Annotated in this window: 12 protein-coding genes, 1 rRNA gene and 1 other annotated feature; of the genes, 12 read left to right on the top strand and 1 reads right to left on the bottom strand. The window is 45.4% G+C overall.

Annotated elements, in window-relative coordinates:
* From rrf to nagE, 9 genes are all read left to right on the top strand, one after another.
* Positions 1-97 (top strand): 5S ribosomal RNA (rrf, locus tag I8U27_RS16095); the annotation flags it as partial.
* A gap of 800 nt (positions 98-897) precedes the next feature.
* A complete protein-coding gene (locus I8U27_RS21425) occupies positions 898-1,119 on the top strand; it encodes a sigma factor G inhibitor Gin (RefSeq protein WP_198065894.1) in 222 nt (73 codons plus the stop codon).
* Positions 1,120-1,482: 363 nt separating this feature from the next.
* Positions 1,483-2,928: an aminotransferase class I/II-fold pyridoxal phosphate-dependent enzyme gene (locus I8U27_RS16085; protein ID WP_181753713.1), complete on the top strand. Its 1,446-nt coding sequence runs from the start codon at positions 1,483-1,485 to the stop codon at positions 2,926-2,928.
* Positions 2,929-2,952: 24 nt separating this feature from the next.
* Positions 2,953-3,606: a dTMP kinase gene (gene tmk, locus I8U27_RS16080; RefSeq protein WP_374057940.1), complete on the top strand. Its 654-nt coding sequence runs from the start codon at positions 2,953-2,955 to the stop codon at positions 3,604-3,606.
* A gap of 446 nt (positions 3,607-4,052) precedes the next feature.
* Positions 4,053-4,877, top strand: coding sequence for a PSP1 domain-containing protein (locus tag I8U27_RS16075; RefSeq protein WP_181753725.1), 825 nt, complete (start codon positions 4,053-4,055; stop codon positions 4,875-4,877).
* A gap of 111 nt (positions 4,878-4,988) precedes the next feature.
* Positions 4,989-5,351, top strand: a complete 363-nt coding sequence (gene yabA, locus I8U27_RS16070) for a DNA replication initiation control protein YabA (RefSeq protein WP_181753711.1) — start codon at positions 4,989-4,991, stop codon at positions 5,349-5,351.
* 46 nt (positions 5,352-5,397) lie between these two features.
* Positions 5,398-5,688, top strand: a complete 291-nt coding sequence (locus I8U27_RS16065; protein WP_181753710.1) for a GIY-YIG nuclease family protein — start codon at positions 5,398-5,400, stop codon at positions 5,686-5,688.
* Positions 5,666-6,541 (top strand): 16S rRNA (cytidine(1402)-2'-O)-methyltransferase, encoded by an 876-nt coding sequence (rsmI, locus tag I8U27_RS16060; protein WP_181753709.1) that lies wholly within the window; start codon positions 5,666-5,668, stop codon positions 6,539-6,541. Before I8U27_RS16065 ends, rsmI begins: the two co-directional genes overlap by 23 nt.
* 491 nt (positions 6,542-7,032) lie before the next feature.
* Complete coding sequence (gene nagE, locus I8U27_RS16055) at positions 7,033-8,499, top strand: N-acetylglucosamine-specific PTS transporter subunit IIBC (protein ID WP_181753708.1); 1,467 nt, start codon at positions 7,033-7,035, stop codon at positions 8,497-8,499.
* Between the two features lie 406 nt (positions 8,500-8,905).
* Here the strand turns inward: nagE and I8U27_RS16050 are convergent, their stop codons facing one another.
* Positions 8,906-9,178 carry an AbrB/MazE/SpoVT family DNA-binding domain-containing protein gene (locus I8U27_RS16050; protein WP_181753707.1) on the bottom strand — a complete coding sequence of 91 codons (273 nt, stop codon included), beginning with the start codon at positions 9,176-9,178 and terminating at the stop codon, positions 8,906-8,908.
* Between the two features lie 358 nt (positions 9,179-9,536).
* Between I8U27_RS16050 and I8U27_RS16045 the strand changes: the two genes are divergently transcribed.
* From I8U27_RS16045 to metG, 3 genes are all read left to right on the top strand, one after another.
* Positions 9,537-10,493, top strand: a complete 957-nt coding sequence (locus I8U27_RS16045; RefSeq protein WP_181753706.1) for a DNA double-strand break repair nuclease NurA — start codon at positions 9,537-9,539, stop codon at positions 10,491-10,493.
* 14 nt (positions 10,494-10,507) lie between these two features.
* The gene (locus I8U27_RS16040; protein WP_181753705.1) at positions 10,508-12,343 is read left to right on the top strand and encodes an ATP-binding protein; all 1,836 of its coding nucleotides are present in this window, start codon (positions 10,508-10,510) and stop codon (positions 12,341-12,343) included.
* A 222-nt stretch (positions 12,344-12,565) separates the two neighbouring features.
* Positions 12,566-12,809, top strand: a binding site (T-box leader).
* 333 nt (positions 12,810-13,142) lie between these two features.
* The gene (gene metG, locus I8U27_RS16035; protein WP_181753704.1) at positions 13,143-15,134 is read left to right on the top strand and encodes a methionine--tRNA ligase; all 1,992 of its coding nucleotides are present in this window, start codon (positions 13,143-13,145) and stop codon (positions 15,132-15,134) included.
* Positions 15,135-15,185: the final 51 nt, after the last annotated feature.

Here is a 15,185-nt window from a genome sequence, read left to right as displayed (position 1 = left end):
GGATCCACTCGTTCCCATCCCGAACACGACCGTTAAGCCCTCCAGCGCCGATGGTACTTGGGGCGAAGGCCCCCGGGAGAGTAGGACGTTGCCAGGCAAAATAAAAGCCACTCAGTGAACCTGAGTGGCTTTTATTGTATTTCACCGTTGCAGACCTTTTTTATTTCAGAAGGCATGGAATGAACAACTCATGCTGAGTGGCGGAGTTTCCCGCTTCATTCGGCGTGGCAACCCACACCCATCCACAAAGGTATATGGAAGATCAAAGATTTTAACATAGCTATATTGGAGGGAAAACTGCCGGTCTTGTTAAGAATCCAGGGGAGTGTTTGAGTGAAATTTAGTCTTATAGCAATAGCTCAAATAACTACGCAAAATGGCAGCTACAGGAACATATACTCCAAGAACAAATTGGACAAGCCACATATTTGACTGCATTGTTATCACACCTGATCCCTTTTTTATTTATAATTCCCATCAGGATAAAAATATTCTTCCTGAAAGTTGAATAAATTAATCTTAGGAAACAGGTTGCAAGGTCCCTGGTGACTTAAAGAACAAGAGATCTTCAGCCAAGGCAATGAGCTACTCTCCGTTAAAGTGCAGATTTCCCGTTTTATCGAAGCTAAAGAGATTCTCCCCATGAACGTTACTTCTCTGTAGTCCCCAGGCCACATGTGAAAATGGTTTGAATCTGTCCCGCGTTACCGGAGTCGTTTTATGTGGTGATTGTTCCTTCTTACTATAATCTGATCGATTCAATTCGAGGGTCTTGAACATATATTCCCGTTAAATTATTTGGCAAGTATCTCTTTATCATTTGGCGAAGGAGATCATAAACGGGTTCATAAAATTTTCAGTCAAGTTGATTAAGTGTCTCTTGTCTGGAAATAATGGATGGAAAAGAAGAAAAGGCGGTCGATTCCATTGCAAGAAAAAAGTTTGCCCATCTTCTGTATCATTTGTGGTCACCCATATACAGAAGGTTTGGAACTCCTGGGAAATTGTATATGTACCTCGTGTGAAAATGATATAGTAAAAAGTGAGGCAGAAGATATTAAATATTTACATTATGTATACCGTTTAAGAACCATTTTGTCCGGTTTAACCAGTCAATAAACGGTTAGGCCGGATGTGATCTTCCTGAGTAACCATGTTGCTTATGTATAAAAGGGGAGCTGTCTGATAAGTGAGCTTCTCTCCTTTTTAGGGGAAACAAGTGCAAAACATGCTCTCATCTGCCTTATTGAAATGGGAGTTTCCCGCTCTCTATTTATAAATGAAACTTGTGGACAATTGTTTGTATCATAAGGAAAGATGTGAAAAGACAAAGATCCCGACCCAAAAATAATTACTTTACCGCAAAAGCAGAGGCTTGAGTACAAGTCTCTTTCCTTTTTATACTCAAAAAAACCATTGCTTGTTCCTTAACATCCATATGGATGAAAATGAAGTCAAGAAAAATGGAAAGGGGATTTATCATTGTCTGAACGGGATCAACGACAAGACCAAGCAAGAGCTCCGCTGTTTGAAGCGTTGCTCAGGCATCATCGAAAATCACGGGGTAATTTCCATGTCCCGGGCCATAAGCAAAGAAGCGTTTTTGATCTGGAAGGGAATAGCTGGTTTCAAACCGTTCTGCAATTGGATCTCACGGAGGTTGGTGAACTTGACGATCTGCATGATCCCCGTGGAGTGATCGTTGAGGCCCAGAGGTTAGCGGCTGAAGCTTTTCAGGCTGAGCAAACCCTCTTTTTAGTCGGGGGGACAACAGCAGGTAATTTGGCTGCAATCCTCCATCTCTGTCGGCCGGGGGACACGATCATCGTACAGCGAAGTTGCCATCAATCTGTGTTTCATGGCTGCTTTCTTGCAGGAGCAAAACCTGTTTATCTTACAGCCTGTGTGGATAAGCAAACGGGTTTGGAGCTTCCTGTTGATCCGGTTGAGATACAGATGTTACTGAAACAATATCCAACGGCAAAGGCGGTTGTTATCACAAGCCCTTCCTATTTCGGGATCGTTCAACCGCTCTCGTTCATAGCGGAGATTTGCCATCACTATGGTGTTCCTTTAGTGGTAGATGAGGCTCATGGCGCTCATTTCGGGTTTCATCCGGAACTTCCGCCTTCAGCAATGCAGTGCCACGCAGATGTGGCCATCCAATCAACGCACAAAATGCTCACTTCCATGACGATGTCATCCATGCTTCATGTAAAGGGGAATCGGGTCAATGTGGATGAAATCAAGCACTGGCTGCGCATGATTGAATCGAGCAGCCCATCTTATCCGTTAATGGCCTCATTAGACTTATCACGAAGGTACGTTGTCCAACTGGGACTGAGTCAATTTGACAAAATTCTGTCTGCCTTAAAATATTTCCGGGGAAATATTGACTCATTCCGACATGTTTTTGAAGTTTATTCCCCGGGCATTCAAGACCCCTTGAAAATGTGCCTGCGGGCAACTGACGGGATTACCGGATATCAAATTGCAGAGTGGCTGGAACAGCGTGGATATTACACTGAGCTGGCAGATCACGAGAAAGTTCTGTTTGTATTTTCCTTAGCCGCTTCTGAAAGTGAGTTTGAAGGGTTGTATGAAGTCCTCTCAGAGCTGGACCGGGCTATACCGGAAATGAAACCCCATGAAACAGTTGTTTTTCCCGACTTTCCCGCTGCGGGCCAGGCGGAGAGAAGTTACGATGAAATCAAAAGGGGGTTAAGGTCCTTCATTCCGTTAGAAGAGGCCGTGGGGCAGATTTCTACGGAGATGATTGTGCCTTACCCGCCAGGGATTCCACTTGTTTTGCCCGGTGAGCCTTTTTCCCGGGAAATGGTTGAGTACCTGATGGCGGTGATCAGGTTAAACGGAAAAGTACGTGGAGTGTTTCAATCTTTCTCCCCTCATGTCTACGTGTTACAATGAAGTGAATACCGGAACATGGAGGAAATGAATTTGAACGGCTTATTTATTACCTTTGAAGGTCCGGAAGGCGCGGGCAAAACCACGCAGATTGCCCGTCTGGAACAATATTTGCTGGACCGGAAAATTCCATGTATCGTGGTGAGGGAACCGGGAGGAACAAACATTGGAAACCTCATTCGACATATATTGTTAAATCCCGAATTAAGCGAGATGAAGCAAAGAACAGAAATTCTCCTGTACGCAGCGTCAAGGGCGCAATTGGTTGAGCAGGTCATTCATCCTGCATTGTCGGGGGGACAGGTAATCCTATGTGACCGCTATGTGGATTCCAGCATCGCTTACCAGGGTTACGGAGCGATGTGGGATATCAATGAGGTAATGCAAGTAAACCGGATAGCCACAGGCGGCCTTCGGCCAGACCGTACCTATTTATTGGATTTGCCTGTTGAATTGGGGCTGGAGAGGATATATTTTCGGGGAGTAAAGAAGGACCGTATGGAATTAAAAGAGAAGATGTTCCATAACCGTGTACGTGAGGGTTATCTGGCGATTGCCCAAGCTGAACCCGAGCGGTTTCGCGTCATACGTGCAAATGGAGAAATAGATGAGGTTTTCAATCAGATTCTGCGTGATTTTGAGTGTTTGCTGGATCAGAAACTGTTGCATAAACCAATCTGAAAAAATGGCTTGCAATGGTTTTGCCAGGGAATGATCCCAGCTATTGGAACAAGAAGGGTTTGCTCAACTTTACAAGCGGATGATAGAATGGAATAGAGGGGTTTCTCCCTGTTTGATGAAAAATGAAACGGTGATTTTTGGTTTAAATATAAGGCTTCTTTGGTTGAACCGGGTGTGTGAATGGATTGGATGATGGCCGCTCGTTCCCTGAACTGTTTTTGGATGAATGGGGAATATATCTGCACATACCTGGATTGAGATGTCATGAGTCGCTTTAAAATAAAGAGGGAGGCTGCTCGAGAGGAATTAGCATATAGGTGAGACAGATCCCGTTTGTTATTGGGAATGGAAGCCGTACTGCGTGCTCGATGGCAATTGGCCGGACCCATACAGCCTCAAGCCGTACTCGTAAAGGTGGTATTGGCAGTGCAGGAGGGATCGATTTAGTGTTAAAAGTGATTGGAGTTCGCTTCAGACAGGCGGGTAAAATATATTACTTTGATCCGGTTGAACTGGAGTTACAACGTGGTAATCACGTGATCGTCGAAACAGTGCGCGGCATCGAGTATGGAAAAGTCGTATTGGGAATTCGTTATGTAAAAGAAGACGAAGTTGTACTCCCGCTAAAAAAAGTTATACGAATTGCAACCGAAGGAGATCATAAGCAGGTAGAGGAAAACCGGAGAGCGGCCCAGGAAGCACTTCAGATTTGTCAGGAAAAAATCCGTGACCATCTCTTGGAAATGAAACTGGTTGATGCTGAATATACCTTTGATCGCAATAAAATCATCTTTTATTTTACTGCCGATGGCCGAGTTGATTTTCGAGAGTTAGTCCGCGACTTGGCGTCCGTGTTTCGCACCAGGATTGAGCTTCGGCAAATCGGAGTCCGGGATGAGGCGAAGATGCTTGGCGGAATTGGACCTTGCGGACGTATTCTTTGCTGCTCTTCTTTTCTGGGGGACTTTGAACCGGTTTCCATCAAGATGGCGAAAGACCAAAACTTATCCCTCAACCCGGCCAAAATCTCAGGGCTGTGTGGAAGGTTGATGTGTTGTCTGAAGTATGAAAATGATCATTATGAAAAGGCGAAACAACTGCTCCCTGATATCGGCGAGCAGGTTCTTACGCCAAATGGTGACGGACGTGTGGTTGTCCTTGATCTTTTGGAACGACGAGTTCAAGTGGAACTCTCTGATTCAGGTCTCTTAGTCGAACATTCACTTGATGATGTAAGTTTAGATATATCACCGCAAACAAGCGGAATTTAGATAAATAGAGGCTGTTGCTAAAGAGGCGGAGGAACCCTGCTTCCGGCGGAAAGGTTACAGCAACCTTAATAAGAACATCCAAAGGTGAGTTTGATTGAATGAGGTGGGGGCTTGGACAAGCAGGCAATTTTCGAGCGGGTGGCTCAGGTAGAACAACAAATTGGTGAGCTATACAAAGAGTTGGGCGGCCTGAAAGAACAAATCGTTGCACTGATAGAAGAGAATACGCGGTTAGTCATGGAAAATCAGCACCTTCGGGAGATGCAGCAGGAGAAGGATGCATCTGTAACAGAAAGTCCGACAGGGAAGGAATCCTTTTCCAAAGAGGAAACAGGGGGAAAAGGATACAACAATTTAGCCAAGTTATACGAAGAAGGATTTCACATTTGTAATGTTCACTACGGCCGGTTGCGTACGGAAGGAGATTGTTTATTTTGTCTGGCCTTTCTCAATAAATCATCCAAAGAAGAATGACGCCGGAAATCCGGCGTTTTTTTGTGTTCAGAGGGGAGATGGGTTTATGGAAAAACCGGACGACAATTATGTTGTCTACATACTTGAATGCAGGGATGGGACTTATTATACCGGAATCACCAATGATCTTGCGGCGCGTTTCAAAAAACACCAGCAGGGGAAAGGGGCCAAATATACCCGGGGGAGGCTTCCGGTTACTCTGAAGTTTGCGGAAATGGGAAAAAACAAGTCATGGGCCCTGAGGAGAGAATATGAAATCAAGCGCATGAGCAGACGTGGGAAGGAAAAACTAATTGCCGAAAGGGGAGTCTCTTTTGAAGACCCAAAAGAGCTTTGAAACAGATCAAGGGGTGCTGTATGTGGTAGGAACCCCGATCGGAAATTTGCAGGATTTCAGTCCGAGGGCGGAAGAAATTCTGAAAAAAGCAGATCTCATCGCTGCAGAAGATACAAGGCATACCCGAAAGTTACTCACACATTTCCGTATTTCCACACCGCTGATCAGTTATCATGAACATAATCACCGTACAAGAGGAACTGAGTTAATCAACCGTTTACTTGAGGGAGAGTCGATTGCGTTAGTTAGCGATGCAGGTATGCCGGGTATTTCTGATCCCGGAGAAGAGTTAGTGCGTGAAGCGGTCGAACGGGGAATCCCCGTGATTCCGATCTCCGGTCCAAATGCGGCTATAACTGCTTTGGTTGCATCCGGTTTGCAGACTCAACCATTTATATTTTTGGGGTTTTTGCCACGCTCTTCAAAGGAAAGAAAAGAGGTATTAAAAAGATGGATGAATATACCGGCAACACTTATATGTTATGAAGCTCCGCACCGCCTCCTGTCCATGCTGACAGATGCCCTGGAGATCCTGGGTGACCGAAATGCGGCGATCTCACGTGAACTGACAAAAAAGCATGAACAATGGCTGCGGGGGACTCTATCAGAATGTATTGCTTACCTTACGGAAAACGGAACAAGAGGAGAGTACACGATAGTAATAGAGGGCAGCACCTGTGAAGAAGGGGAAGAAAACCAGGAAGAGAACTGGTGGACTTCCTTGCCTTTAGTCGAGCATGTGGAAAAGTACATAAAAGAAGGTTTATCAAAAAAAGAGGCAATCCGGCAGACGGCCAGTGACCGGTCCTTGCCTAAAAGAGAGGTTTACAATCAGTATCATCAATCGGATTGAGCTCCATTCCGTCATGACATTATCCGCAATCTGCGAAAAGGTATATGTCGGTTCTTTAAAATGAATGAATCATTAAAGGTATATACAACTAGACAAGTTAGTCAGATATGCTTAAAATAGCGTAAGGAGGTGCAGATATGAATATGATTTGAAGAACCATCCATTGCTATGACTGGTGGTAATTATAAATTTTACTCTGTGAGATCAAGAGTATTTTGCCGGATTGATTCATTTTTTAATATGGGTCTTGTATCGTTTATTTTGGGAGCGGTTACATTTGTGTATTAAAAAAATATTATATCCTATCAGTACAATGAAAATAAATGTATAATAAGAGTCCTTTATTACAGGAAAATGAACTTTGTCTGGAGAATCGAAAAAGAGCAAGAAAAAATAACTGATGCCTGCCCATTTCATTCCCTTGTTTTTATCCCTTTTGGAAGAGTATAGGCAGGGTCAAACAGGTTGAGTTTTTTTTGGAGGTGTTCAAAATGAGTGAATCCGGAGTAGCGCAAGCTCCAAAAAAGCGAAATGTATTAGGTGGATTGCAGCAATTTGGTAAGTCGTTAATGGTACCTGTAGCTGTTTTGCCGGCTGCTGCCATTTTGCTCAGTATCGGTGTAATGATAAAAAATCCTGAGTTTACCCAGGAAGGAACCACCTTTTTCTTTATCGGTGATATTTTAGAAAAGGCTGGAAATGCGATCCTGTCAAACTTGCCGATTTTGTTTGCGATCGGGATCGCCATGGGATTCAACGGCGGAGCCGGTGCGGCGGCTCTTGCTGCAGTTGTGGGGTATTATGTATTAACATCTGTCTTGACGATTCGTGATGAAAACCTGGATATGAAAGTATTTGGGGGAATAATCACAGGTCTTGTCACTGCTTATCTGTATCGCCGGTATCATCAGATTAAACTGCCCGAATGGCTGCAATTTTTTGGCGGAAAACGGTTTGTTCCGATCATCACCTCATTTGCCATGCTTCTGATCGGGATCTTTTTTATGTATACCTGGCCTTACGTTCAAAAGCCGATCACCGCAGCCGGAAACTGGTTGATCGACGCAGGCCCGACAGGTTTATTTGCGTATGGTACCCTGAACCGTCTTCTTATTCCGTTTGGACTACATCATATTCTTAATAACATTGTCTGGTTTAATGTCGGTGAATTTACCACAGAGGCAGGTAAGGTTGTTACCGGTGACTTGACCCGGTTCTTTGCCGGAGATAAAACAGCCGGCATGTTTATGGCCGGATTCTTCCCGGTTCTCATGTTCGCATTGCCCGCCGCCTGTCTTGCAATGATTCATGAAGCCAAGCCTTCCCAGCGTACCAAAGTAGCCGGGTTTCTGATCAGCGGTGCCTTAACTGCTTTTGTGACAGGAGTTACGGAGCCGATTGAGTTTGCATTTATGTTCCTCGCTCCTGTTTTATATCTGATTCATGCAATCTTGACGGGGGCTTCCATGGCGATTGTGTACCTGTTGGGAATTAAACACGGCTTCGGCTTTTCAGCTGGCCTGTTTGACTTTTTGCTCAACCTGCACTTATCTACGAAAGGGCTATGGTTAGTCCCGATTGGATTGATTTATGCCGCCATTTATTATATTGTATTCCGCTTTGCCATTCGCAAATTTAACCTTATGACACCCGGCCGCGAGGAGGAACGCGATGATGAGGAAGAGGTTGCCGCTGGCGGAACGGCGGCAGAAAGTGATCTGGCAAAAGCGGTTCTGGAAGCCATCGGTGGCAAGGATAACATCGAGCAGCTGGATGCCTGTATTACCCGTTTGCGTATGACTTTGAAAGATGAGAGCAAATTGGATAAAGATCAGCTGAAAAAATTGGGAGCGGCAGGGGTTATACAAGTGGGGAAAGGAAACTTCCAGGCGGTGTTTGGTACAAAGTCTGAAGTGCTAAAAGATCAAATCCTGCAAATGATGAAGGAATCGAAGTAACAGCAGTGTAGAATGCATCCTTACTTGATCTTTTTTGCCTGAAGATCAAAGAGAAAGCGAGGTCGCCAGAGACCTCGCTTTCATTTATATGTGTAACTCCACTTAACAAATTGTATGTGTTTGGTAAACTACAAATAGTAAAGGTACTATTTGTTATGTTGTTCACTTGATCTCATGACAGGAACAATGGTGATGCTACCACTCATGGACACGGTATTGCATAACAAGCGGGCCGGTGAGACCGTTTACTACCCCCGGGTTGACCATATAGTTTCCGTTCTAACCGGAGTGTATCATCGACGGTGGCAGAAAGCTCCGGGTTTTTGGATCAAGTCTTTTAACTAAAGACCGTTTGGTTATGGATTATTTGGATTGAATTTTGTAAACTAATGGTATTATTTAGAGATTATTCAGCTGTTACTTTTTCGCCGTTTAGGAGTGCATACATTTCTTCAATACATTTTCTGCTGACTACTTTATTTCTGTAGCGAACAGTTTCATCTACTTCACCTGTGAAGATGCAAGCCGGTTCATATTTTTTGAGTACGATTCTCTCACCATCTACATAGATTTCAAGAGCATCTTTTTCTCCAATCCCTAATGTTCGACGTAATTCGATTGGAATCACCACACGGCCCAGCTCATCAACTTTACGTACAATACCGGTAGATTTCAACATTTGCAAATTCTCCTCTCAGTTTTGATCTTTGGTTTTTTTATCTTTTCTCTCTTTGAATTGCCGTCAAATTTCGACATCAACAGCTAAACTCATCATACCAACGATTCCCATACCAGTCAATATAACTAGAGGAGTTTTATAGAAAATTTCTTAATCAGGTTAAGGATTAAATTGCTTTGGAAACAATAGGGTTTCAGCCTGTTCTAAATATATTTAAAAGGAAAATATAAAAATTCACAACGAAGAGGCAGTCGATTCTCTGCCGGGTTTTTCAAGCAGGTAGAAGCATAAAAAGTAGAAAATAGTTTTATTTTAACAGTTTTATGAACATCAATCCACCAGTCAGGAGTGATTTTAATTGTTACCGGTATCGGAAGAGTTAAAAATAAAACTAAAAAAATTAAATCAATCATTGCGAAGCACATTTCCTGTTTCAGCCTTTGATGAAGGATATATACGAGAACGTCTTTCAAAGATAGGAGTTTTTTACCAGATAGAGAAGTGGCAGGACCGGGAGTTGAAAGATTGGCTGAAAGACCAAACACTGGTGGGAGTTGACGGTTCAGTCAATTCAACAAGGGGGACACAAACAAGAACTCTTTCCGTGTTTCAGGCACTTGCCAAAGGGACAAGAGGGGAAGAAAAGTGGGCGGCAGATGTGTATACCCCGCTTTTGGGGGAGGATGGCGAGGCAGAAGATGGACAGGCGGCCCGTGAAGCAAAAAAGCGGGGAGCGATGCTGTCCCGTTTAGAAATGGAGGTAACGGAGCGGGCGATCCAGGAATGGACGCCAAAAGTAATTCTGTTGGACGGGTCTCTTCTTCATTTTTATATCGATGATGCGGAATGCTGGGAGCGTGTTGCCCGGACTGCAGAAAATCAAGGAGTTTTACTGGCGGGGGTATCAGAAGAGATTGGAACGAGCGGGCTGGTCCGTGAGTTGTTTCCGGAGTATCCGTCCTGGTCGGACCGTGATTTGCTCTATGGGGTCCTTCGCGTAGGAGAAGCCTTTGAGTGGAGGGATTGGAGCCCTGCGGGAAGCCGGATGTGGAAAATGGCGTTTCGATCTTCTAAAAGCCCGCAACCGGTTGGCCTGGACGGACTGGAATCGCAACAGGAGAAGCGGTTTGACCTGGCCCGATTGGTGTATACACTGACACCCGAACAGGGGCGGGGGATTCCTTTTTGGTTAGATATTGTGGACAATCAAGTAAGGGTGACTGATCCGTTGGTACAAACAATGGTTGAACAGTATATCGATGCAGATTTGCGCCACCGTCTGTTGGTGCCGAAAAGAAACGAGCGTATGATTTAGGGAGGGAGTTATTGATGCAAGTTGTCGGGATTACCACACAGCAGGAAGTATATATCGCCTCACGGGAGCGTAAGTTTCGCATCAACGAAATTCTGATCCTTGAGGACGCTGATTTAAACAATCCCAGGGGAGAGGTAGTAGAAACACTGGCCTATAATCGCTTGATTCCCATGGGGCTGGATAAATCACTTGTCGATGCCCAGGTGATTCGCAGTTTAGAGCAGATTGGCTACAATATCGACTCCGATGAGATCAACCTGGCCAAACTGCGCCTGTATGAGGAAGCGCCCCATCCGGTGCGGACAGGATGTTCTGTGCGATTGCCGCGATTTGAAGAGGTCCGGAATCTGCTCGTAAAAACCACACCACAGGAAGGGATGTTGCTGGGTGAGATCCGCGGAACAGAATCACTCGCCGATTCGCTCAGTGAAGATTTAGCCAACCAGGTTGTCATCATGGAACAGGGAGATTTGCGTTCGCAGCAAGGAGTTCCTTTTCTGTTTGATATTAAGACCATGCAGCAATATCCCCATGTTGGAGTATTTGGAGGATCGGGTTCCGGAAAGTCTTTCGGCCTGCGGGTGATGTTAGAGGAACTAATGAAACTTAAAATTCCTACAATCGTTTTTGACCCGCATTTTGAGATGGACTTTAGTGACCGGGTGCCTGGCCTGGAGGATCGTGGCTGTTCGTTTACAGAGCGATTTGTGTCTGTTCAAGTGGGGCAGCAAGCGGGAATTTCCTTTTCTCATTTATCAACACGTGATATTACGGAATTACTGGGGGCCGCCGGAGGGCATTTAACCGAATCAATGATCAATGTGGTTCAAATGCTTCATCGGCGCAGGGATTCCTATACCTCATTCAGCGACCGCTTAAACAACCTGGTTCAAGCTTTGGAAGAAGGTAAACATGGCCTTGAGCGCCAATTGAGAAATGCTGATCTGACACCTGCAGAAGCGGCAAGAGTGAGAGACCTGATGCAGTTATTACAACAGTATGGCACGTTACCTCTTTCCTCGGTCAAGGGGATTCACTGGCGGTTAAACCGCTTGGAAAAAGCAGGTCTGTTTCAACATGATATACGGACGATTGAGCAGGGCATGGAGCAGGGGAAACTGGTCGTTGTGCAGGGAAACGCCTGGATTTTACAAGTGTTTGCCACTTATGTAATCGGTGCTCTTTACCGAAAGCGCCGGGAATACAAGGATGCTCGCATGAACGGGGAAGAAGGGCATTTCTTTCCCCCGTTTGTCGTTGTAACTGATGAGGCGCACAACTTTGCCCCCAAAGCAATTGACTCTCCGGCAAAGTCGATTTTGAAAGAGATTGCTCAAGAGGGGCGCAAGTACGGGGTTTTTCTTTTTTTGGCCACTCAGCGTCCCACTCTGCTGGATGAAACCATTACGGCTCAATTAAACACGAAGTTTGTTTTCCGCACAGTACGGGGAACAGATATAGCCACGTTGCGGGAAGAAACCGATTTGACGCCTGAAGAGGGAAAACGGTTGCCCTATCTTCGCTCGGGTGATACGTTTGTATCCTCCGCCGTTTTTGGAAGAACGATTTTTATTCGCATTCGCTGTGCTTACACGAGGAGTCCTCACCTGGACAACCCGTTTGATGAATTAAAGCAGAAATCCAATGAACGGGATGAAAGAGTACTTCAGACAATTTCCGCGCAACTGCCGATGTTTGATACAGATCTGGTGCAAGCAGTGGCACAGGTAAACCGGGAATGCGGATTAAACTGGGATGTAGCCAGACTGAAGCAAGAGTTGGACCACCTGGCCGGTTCGGGCCGGTTGAAAAAGCATGAAACGCCTTTTACCACTCGATATGACAAGTAAATCCAATCGTAAGCTAACCGCAGCGAGACAGAATTCTGCCTTCCCTAAACTGACACATACTTTCACAGAAAAGGTCTAATCTGGGTAAAAATTGTACAAACTGAGAAAGAAGGATTCTCACGGGCTGTTAAGTATTGTATAATCAGATTTAAATATAAGCTGAACCGTTTGTTAAAAAGAATATCCTTCCTGATTTCCCGAATTCCCCGGGAAATAAGAAGGAAATGGTCTATGACGGGGATGAGTAGTCAGCCGATTCTATCACCAGAGAGCTGGGTCAGGTGAAAGCCAGCATAGAAAAAGCTGATGAATATGGCCCTTGAGACTTTTGTCTGAAAGGATTCATCTGCATGAAGCCGAGTAGGAAAAAACGCACACCAGCGTTACCGGGAAGCAACCATAGAGCAGAATCCAGGTGATTTTGCTGAATTTGGGTGGTACCGCGTGATCATATCTCGCCCCAAAATCCGGGCGGGATTTTTTTATATTAGGGTTGTTGCATCTTGGAACAACGGAGTGAAAATCCTCATGACTGGGAGACACAACCAGGGGATGAAAGTTTGTCTGGTTGCGCTGCTCCGAAATCATATAGGCATAGAAGTTCTTAGAGTTTCAATTCTTAGAACTTCTTGTCCCTGTGGGACGCCTTTCCGTAACGGAGGCTAAGTGGCTAAGTCACTCGCCGCAAATGTGATTTCTCCGCTCTATTATTCGTTGACAATTTCACAGAAAAAAAGAGGGTGTCACCATTCCGTGATGGGTGCAACAGGCTCAAAAAGAAAAAAGGAGTGTTTTTTCAGTGAGTGAGAAACGTAATACTTTCTACATTACCACTCCCATTTACTATCCCAACGACAAACTGCATATCGGTCACGCTTATACAACTGTGGCCGGAGATGCCATAGCCCGCTACAAACGTTTGCGAGGATATGACGTAATGTACTTAACAGGTACTGACGAGCACGGGCAAAAAATCCAAAAAACAGCCCAGGCGGCCGGGAAAGATCCACAAGAGTTTGTAGACGGGATTGTCAAAGGGATTCAGGAACTTTGGAGCAAGCTGGATATTTCCTATGATGACTTCATTCGGACCACGGAGGAACGTCATAAAAAAGTGGTACAAAAAATCTTTCAACGTTTACTGGACCAGGATGATATCTATCTGGGCGAGTATGAGGGCTGGTACTGTATACCGGATGAATCATTCTGGACGGAGCGGCAACTGGTGGACGGAAAATGTCCGGATTGCGGCCGGGCGGTAGAAAAGATTAAAGAGAAAAGCTACTTTTTCCGTATGAGCAAGTATGTAGACCGTTTACTGGCCCATTATGAAGAGCATCCTGATTTTATCCAGCCGGAGTCCCGCAAAAATGAAATGATCCAAAACTTCATCAAACCCGGTTTGGAAGATTTGAGCGTTTCACGGACTACTTTTGACTGGGGGATTAAAGTTCCGGGAGACCCTGAACATGTGATGTATGTATGGTTGGATGCCCTGACCAACTATATCACTGCTGCGGGGTACCTGGCAGATGACCCGGAATTGGCAGCCCGCTATGAAAAATACTGGCCGGCCGATGTTCATTTGGTCGGAAAAGATATTGTTCGTTTCCATACCATTTACTGGCCGATCTTCCTGATGGCTTTGGGATTGCCGCTGCCAAAAAAAGTTTATGGCCACGGTTTCTTCCAGGTGCGCGGTGAGAAGATGTCCAAGTCGAAAGGAAACGTAATCAACCCGGTTCCTCTGATTGAACGCTATGGGCTGGATGCCCTGCGCTATTACTTGTTGCGGGAGGTTCCGTTCGGGGCTGACGGTGTGTTTACCCCGGAAGCATTTGTTGAACGCATCAACGCTGATCTGGCCAATGATCTGGGCAATTTGTTGCATCGTACACTGACGATGGTGGAAAAATATTATCAGGGCATTGTGCCTGGGTTGATTCCTGACGGCACTGAACATGATGAGGCCCTGCAAAAGCTGGCTCTGGATACAGTGAAAAAAGTAGAAGAAGCGATGGAGAGTCTGCAGTTCTCTGTGGCACTTACGGCGATATGGGAATTGGTCCGCGCCGGAAACCGCTACATTGAATCAACCCAGCCGTGGAACCTGGCCAAAGATCCCAAGAAATATCCTGTGCTTGGTTCTGTTCTTTATCACTTGCTTGAAGTATTACGTATGGTTAGTGTGATGATCCAGCCCTTTATGACTCAGACTCCGGGAAAAATGAGGGAGCAGCTTGGTCTTTCCGAAGGCCCGCAGACCGCCTGGGAAAGCATTTACCACTTTGGGGGAATACGCCCCGGATCACAGACACACAAGGGGAGTCCCATTTTCCCCCGTTTGGACTTCAAAGAAGAAGTTGAGGAAATCGACCGCATGATCCGAAGTTCATCAGCCGCCTCTGCAAAGGATAAGCAAAAAGAAGCAGTGAAAAAACAAGAAGCATCTCCGGCCGGTGTTGAAGGGATTATAAACATTGATGAATTTTTTAAGGTAGATCTGCGGGTTGCAGAAATCAGCGAAGCCGCTCCGGTTAAAAATGCTGACCGCCTGCTTAAATTGCAACTGGATCTGGGGACGGAAAAAAGGCAAGTGGTGTCCGGAATCGCCCGGCACTATCGTCCGGAGGATCTGGTGGGACAAAAAGTGATCTGTGTCGCCAATCTGAAGCCAGTCAAACTCCGTGGGGAAAAGTCTGAGGGCATGATTTTAGCTGCATCAGAAAACGGCCGTCTGGTGCTGGCTACTGTTTCTGGCAATATTCCGAATGGTACACGAGTGAAATAAACCAAGTCTCCCCTCCCCGGTAGGGGGGGCTTGCTTTTTTGGAGAAATGGG

Source organism: Paenactinomyces guangxiensis, from assembly GCF_016055185.1.
GTDB classification, from domain to species: domain Bacteria; phylum Bacillota; class Bacilli; order Thermoactinomycetales; family Thermoactinomycetaceae; genus Paenactinomyces; species Paenactinomyces guangxiensis.
The sequence above is the reverse complement of the archived record's forward strand: the minus strand, read 5'-3'. Positions and strand labels throughout refer to the sequence as shown.

Bases quoted from the DNA above. Each gene is read 5' to 3' on its own strand.
- I8U27_RS16040 (WP_181753705.1), top strand. From the start codon at position 10,508: ATGCAAGTTGTCGGGATTACCACACAGCAGGAAGTATATATCGCCTCA.
- I8U27_RS16050 (WP_181753707.1), bottom strand. From the start codon at position 9,178: ATGTTGAAATCTACCGGTATTGTACGTAAAGTTGATGAGCTGGGCCGT.
- I8U27_RS21425 (WP_198065894.1), top strand. From the start codon at position 898: ATGGAAAAGAAGAAAAGGCGGTCGATTCCATTGCAAGAAAAAAGTTTG.
- nagE (WP_181753708.1), top strand. From the start codon at position 7,033: ATGAGTGAATCCGGAGTAGCGCAAGCTCCAAAAAAGCGAAATGTATTA.
- tmk (WP_374057940.1), top strand. From the start codon at position 2,953: ATGAATTTGAACGGCTTATTTATTACCTTTGAAGGTCCGGAAGGCGCG.
- I8U27_RS16065 (WP_181753710.1), top strand. From the start codon at position 5,398: ATGGAAAAACCGGACGACAATTATGTTGTCTACATACTTGAATGCAGG.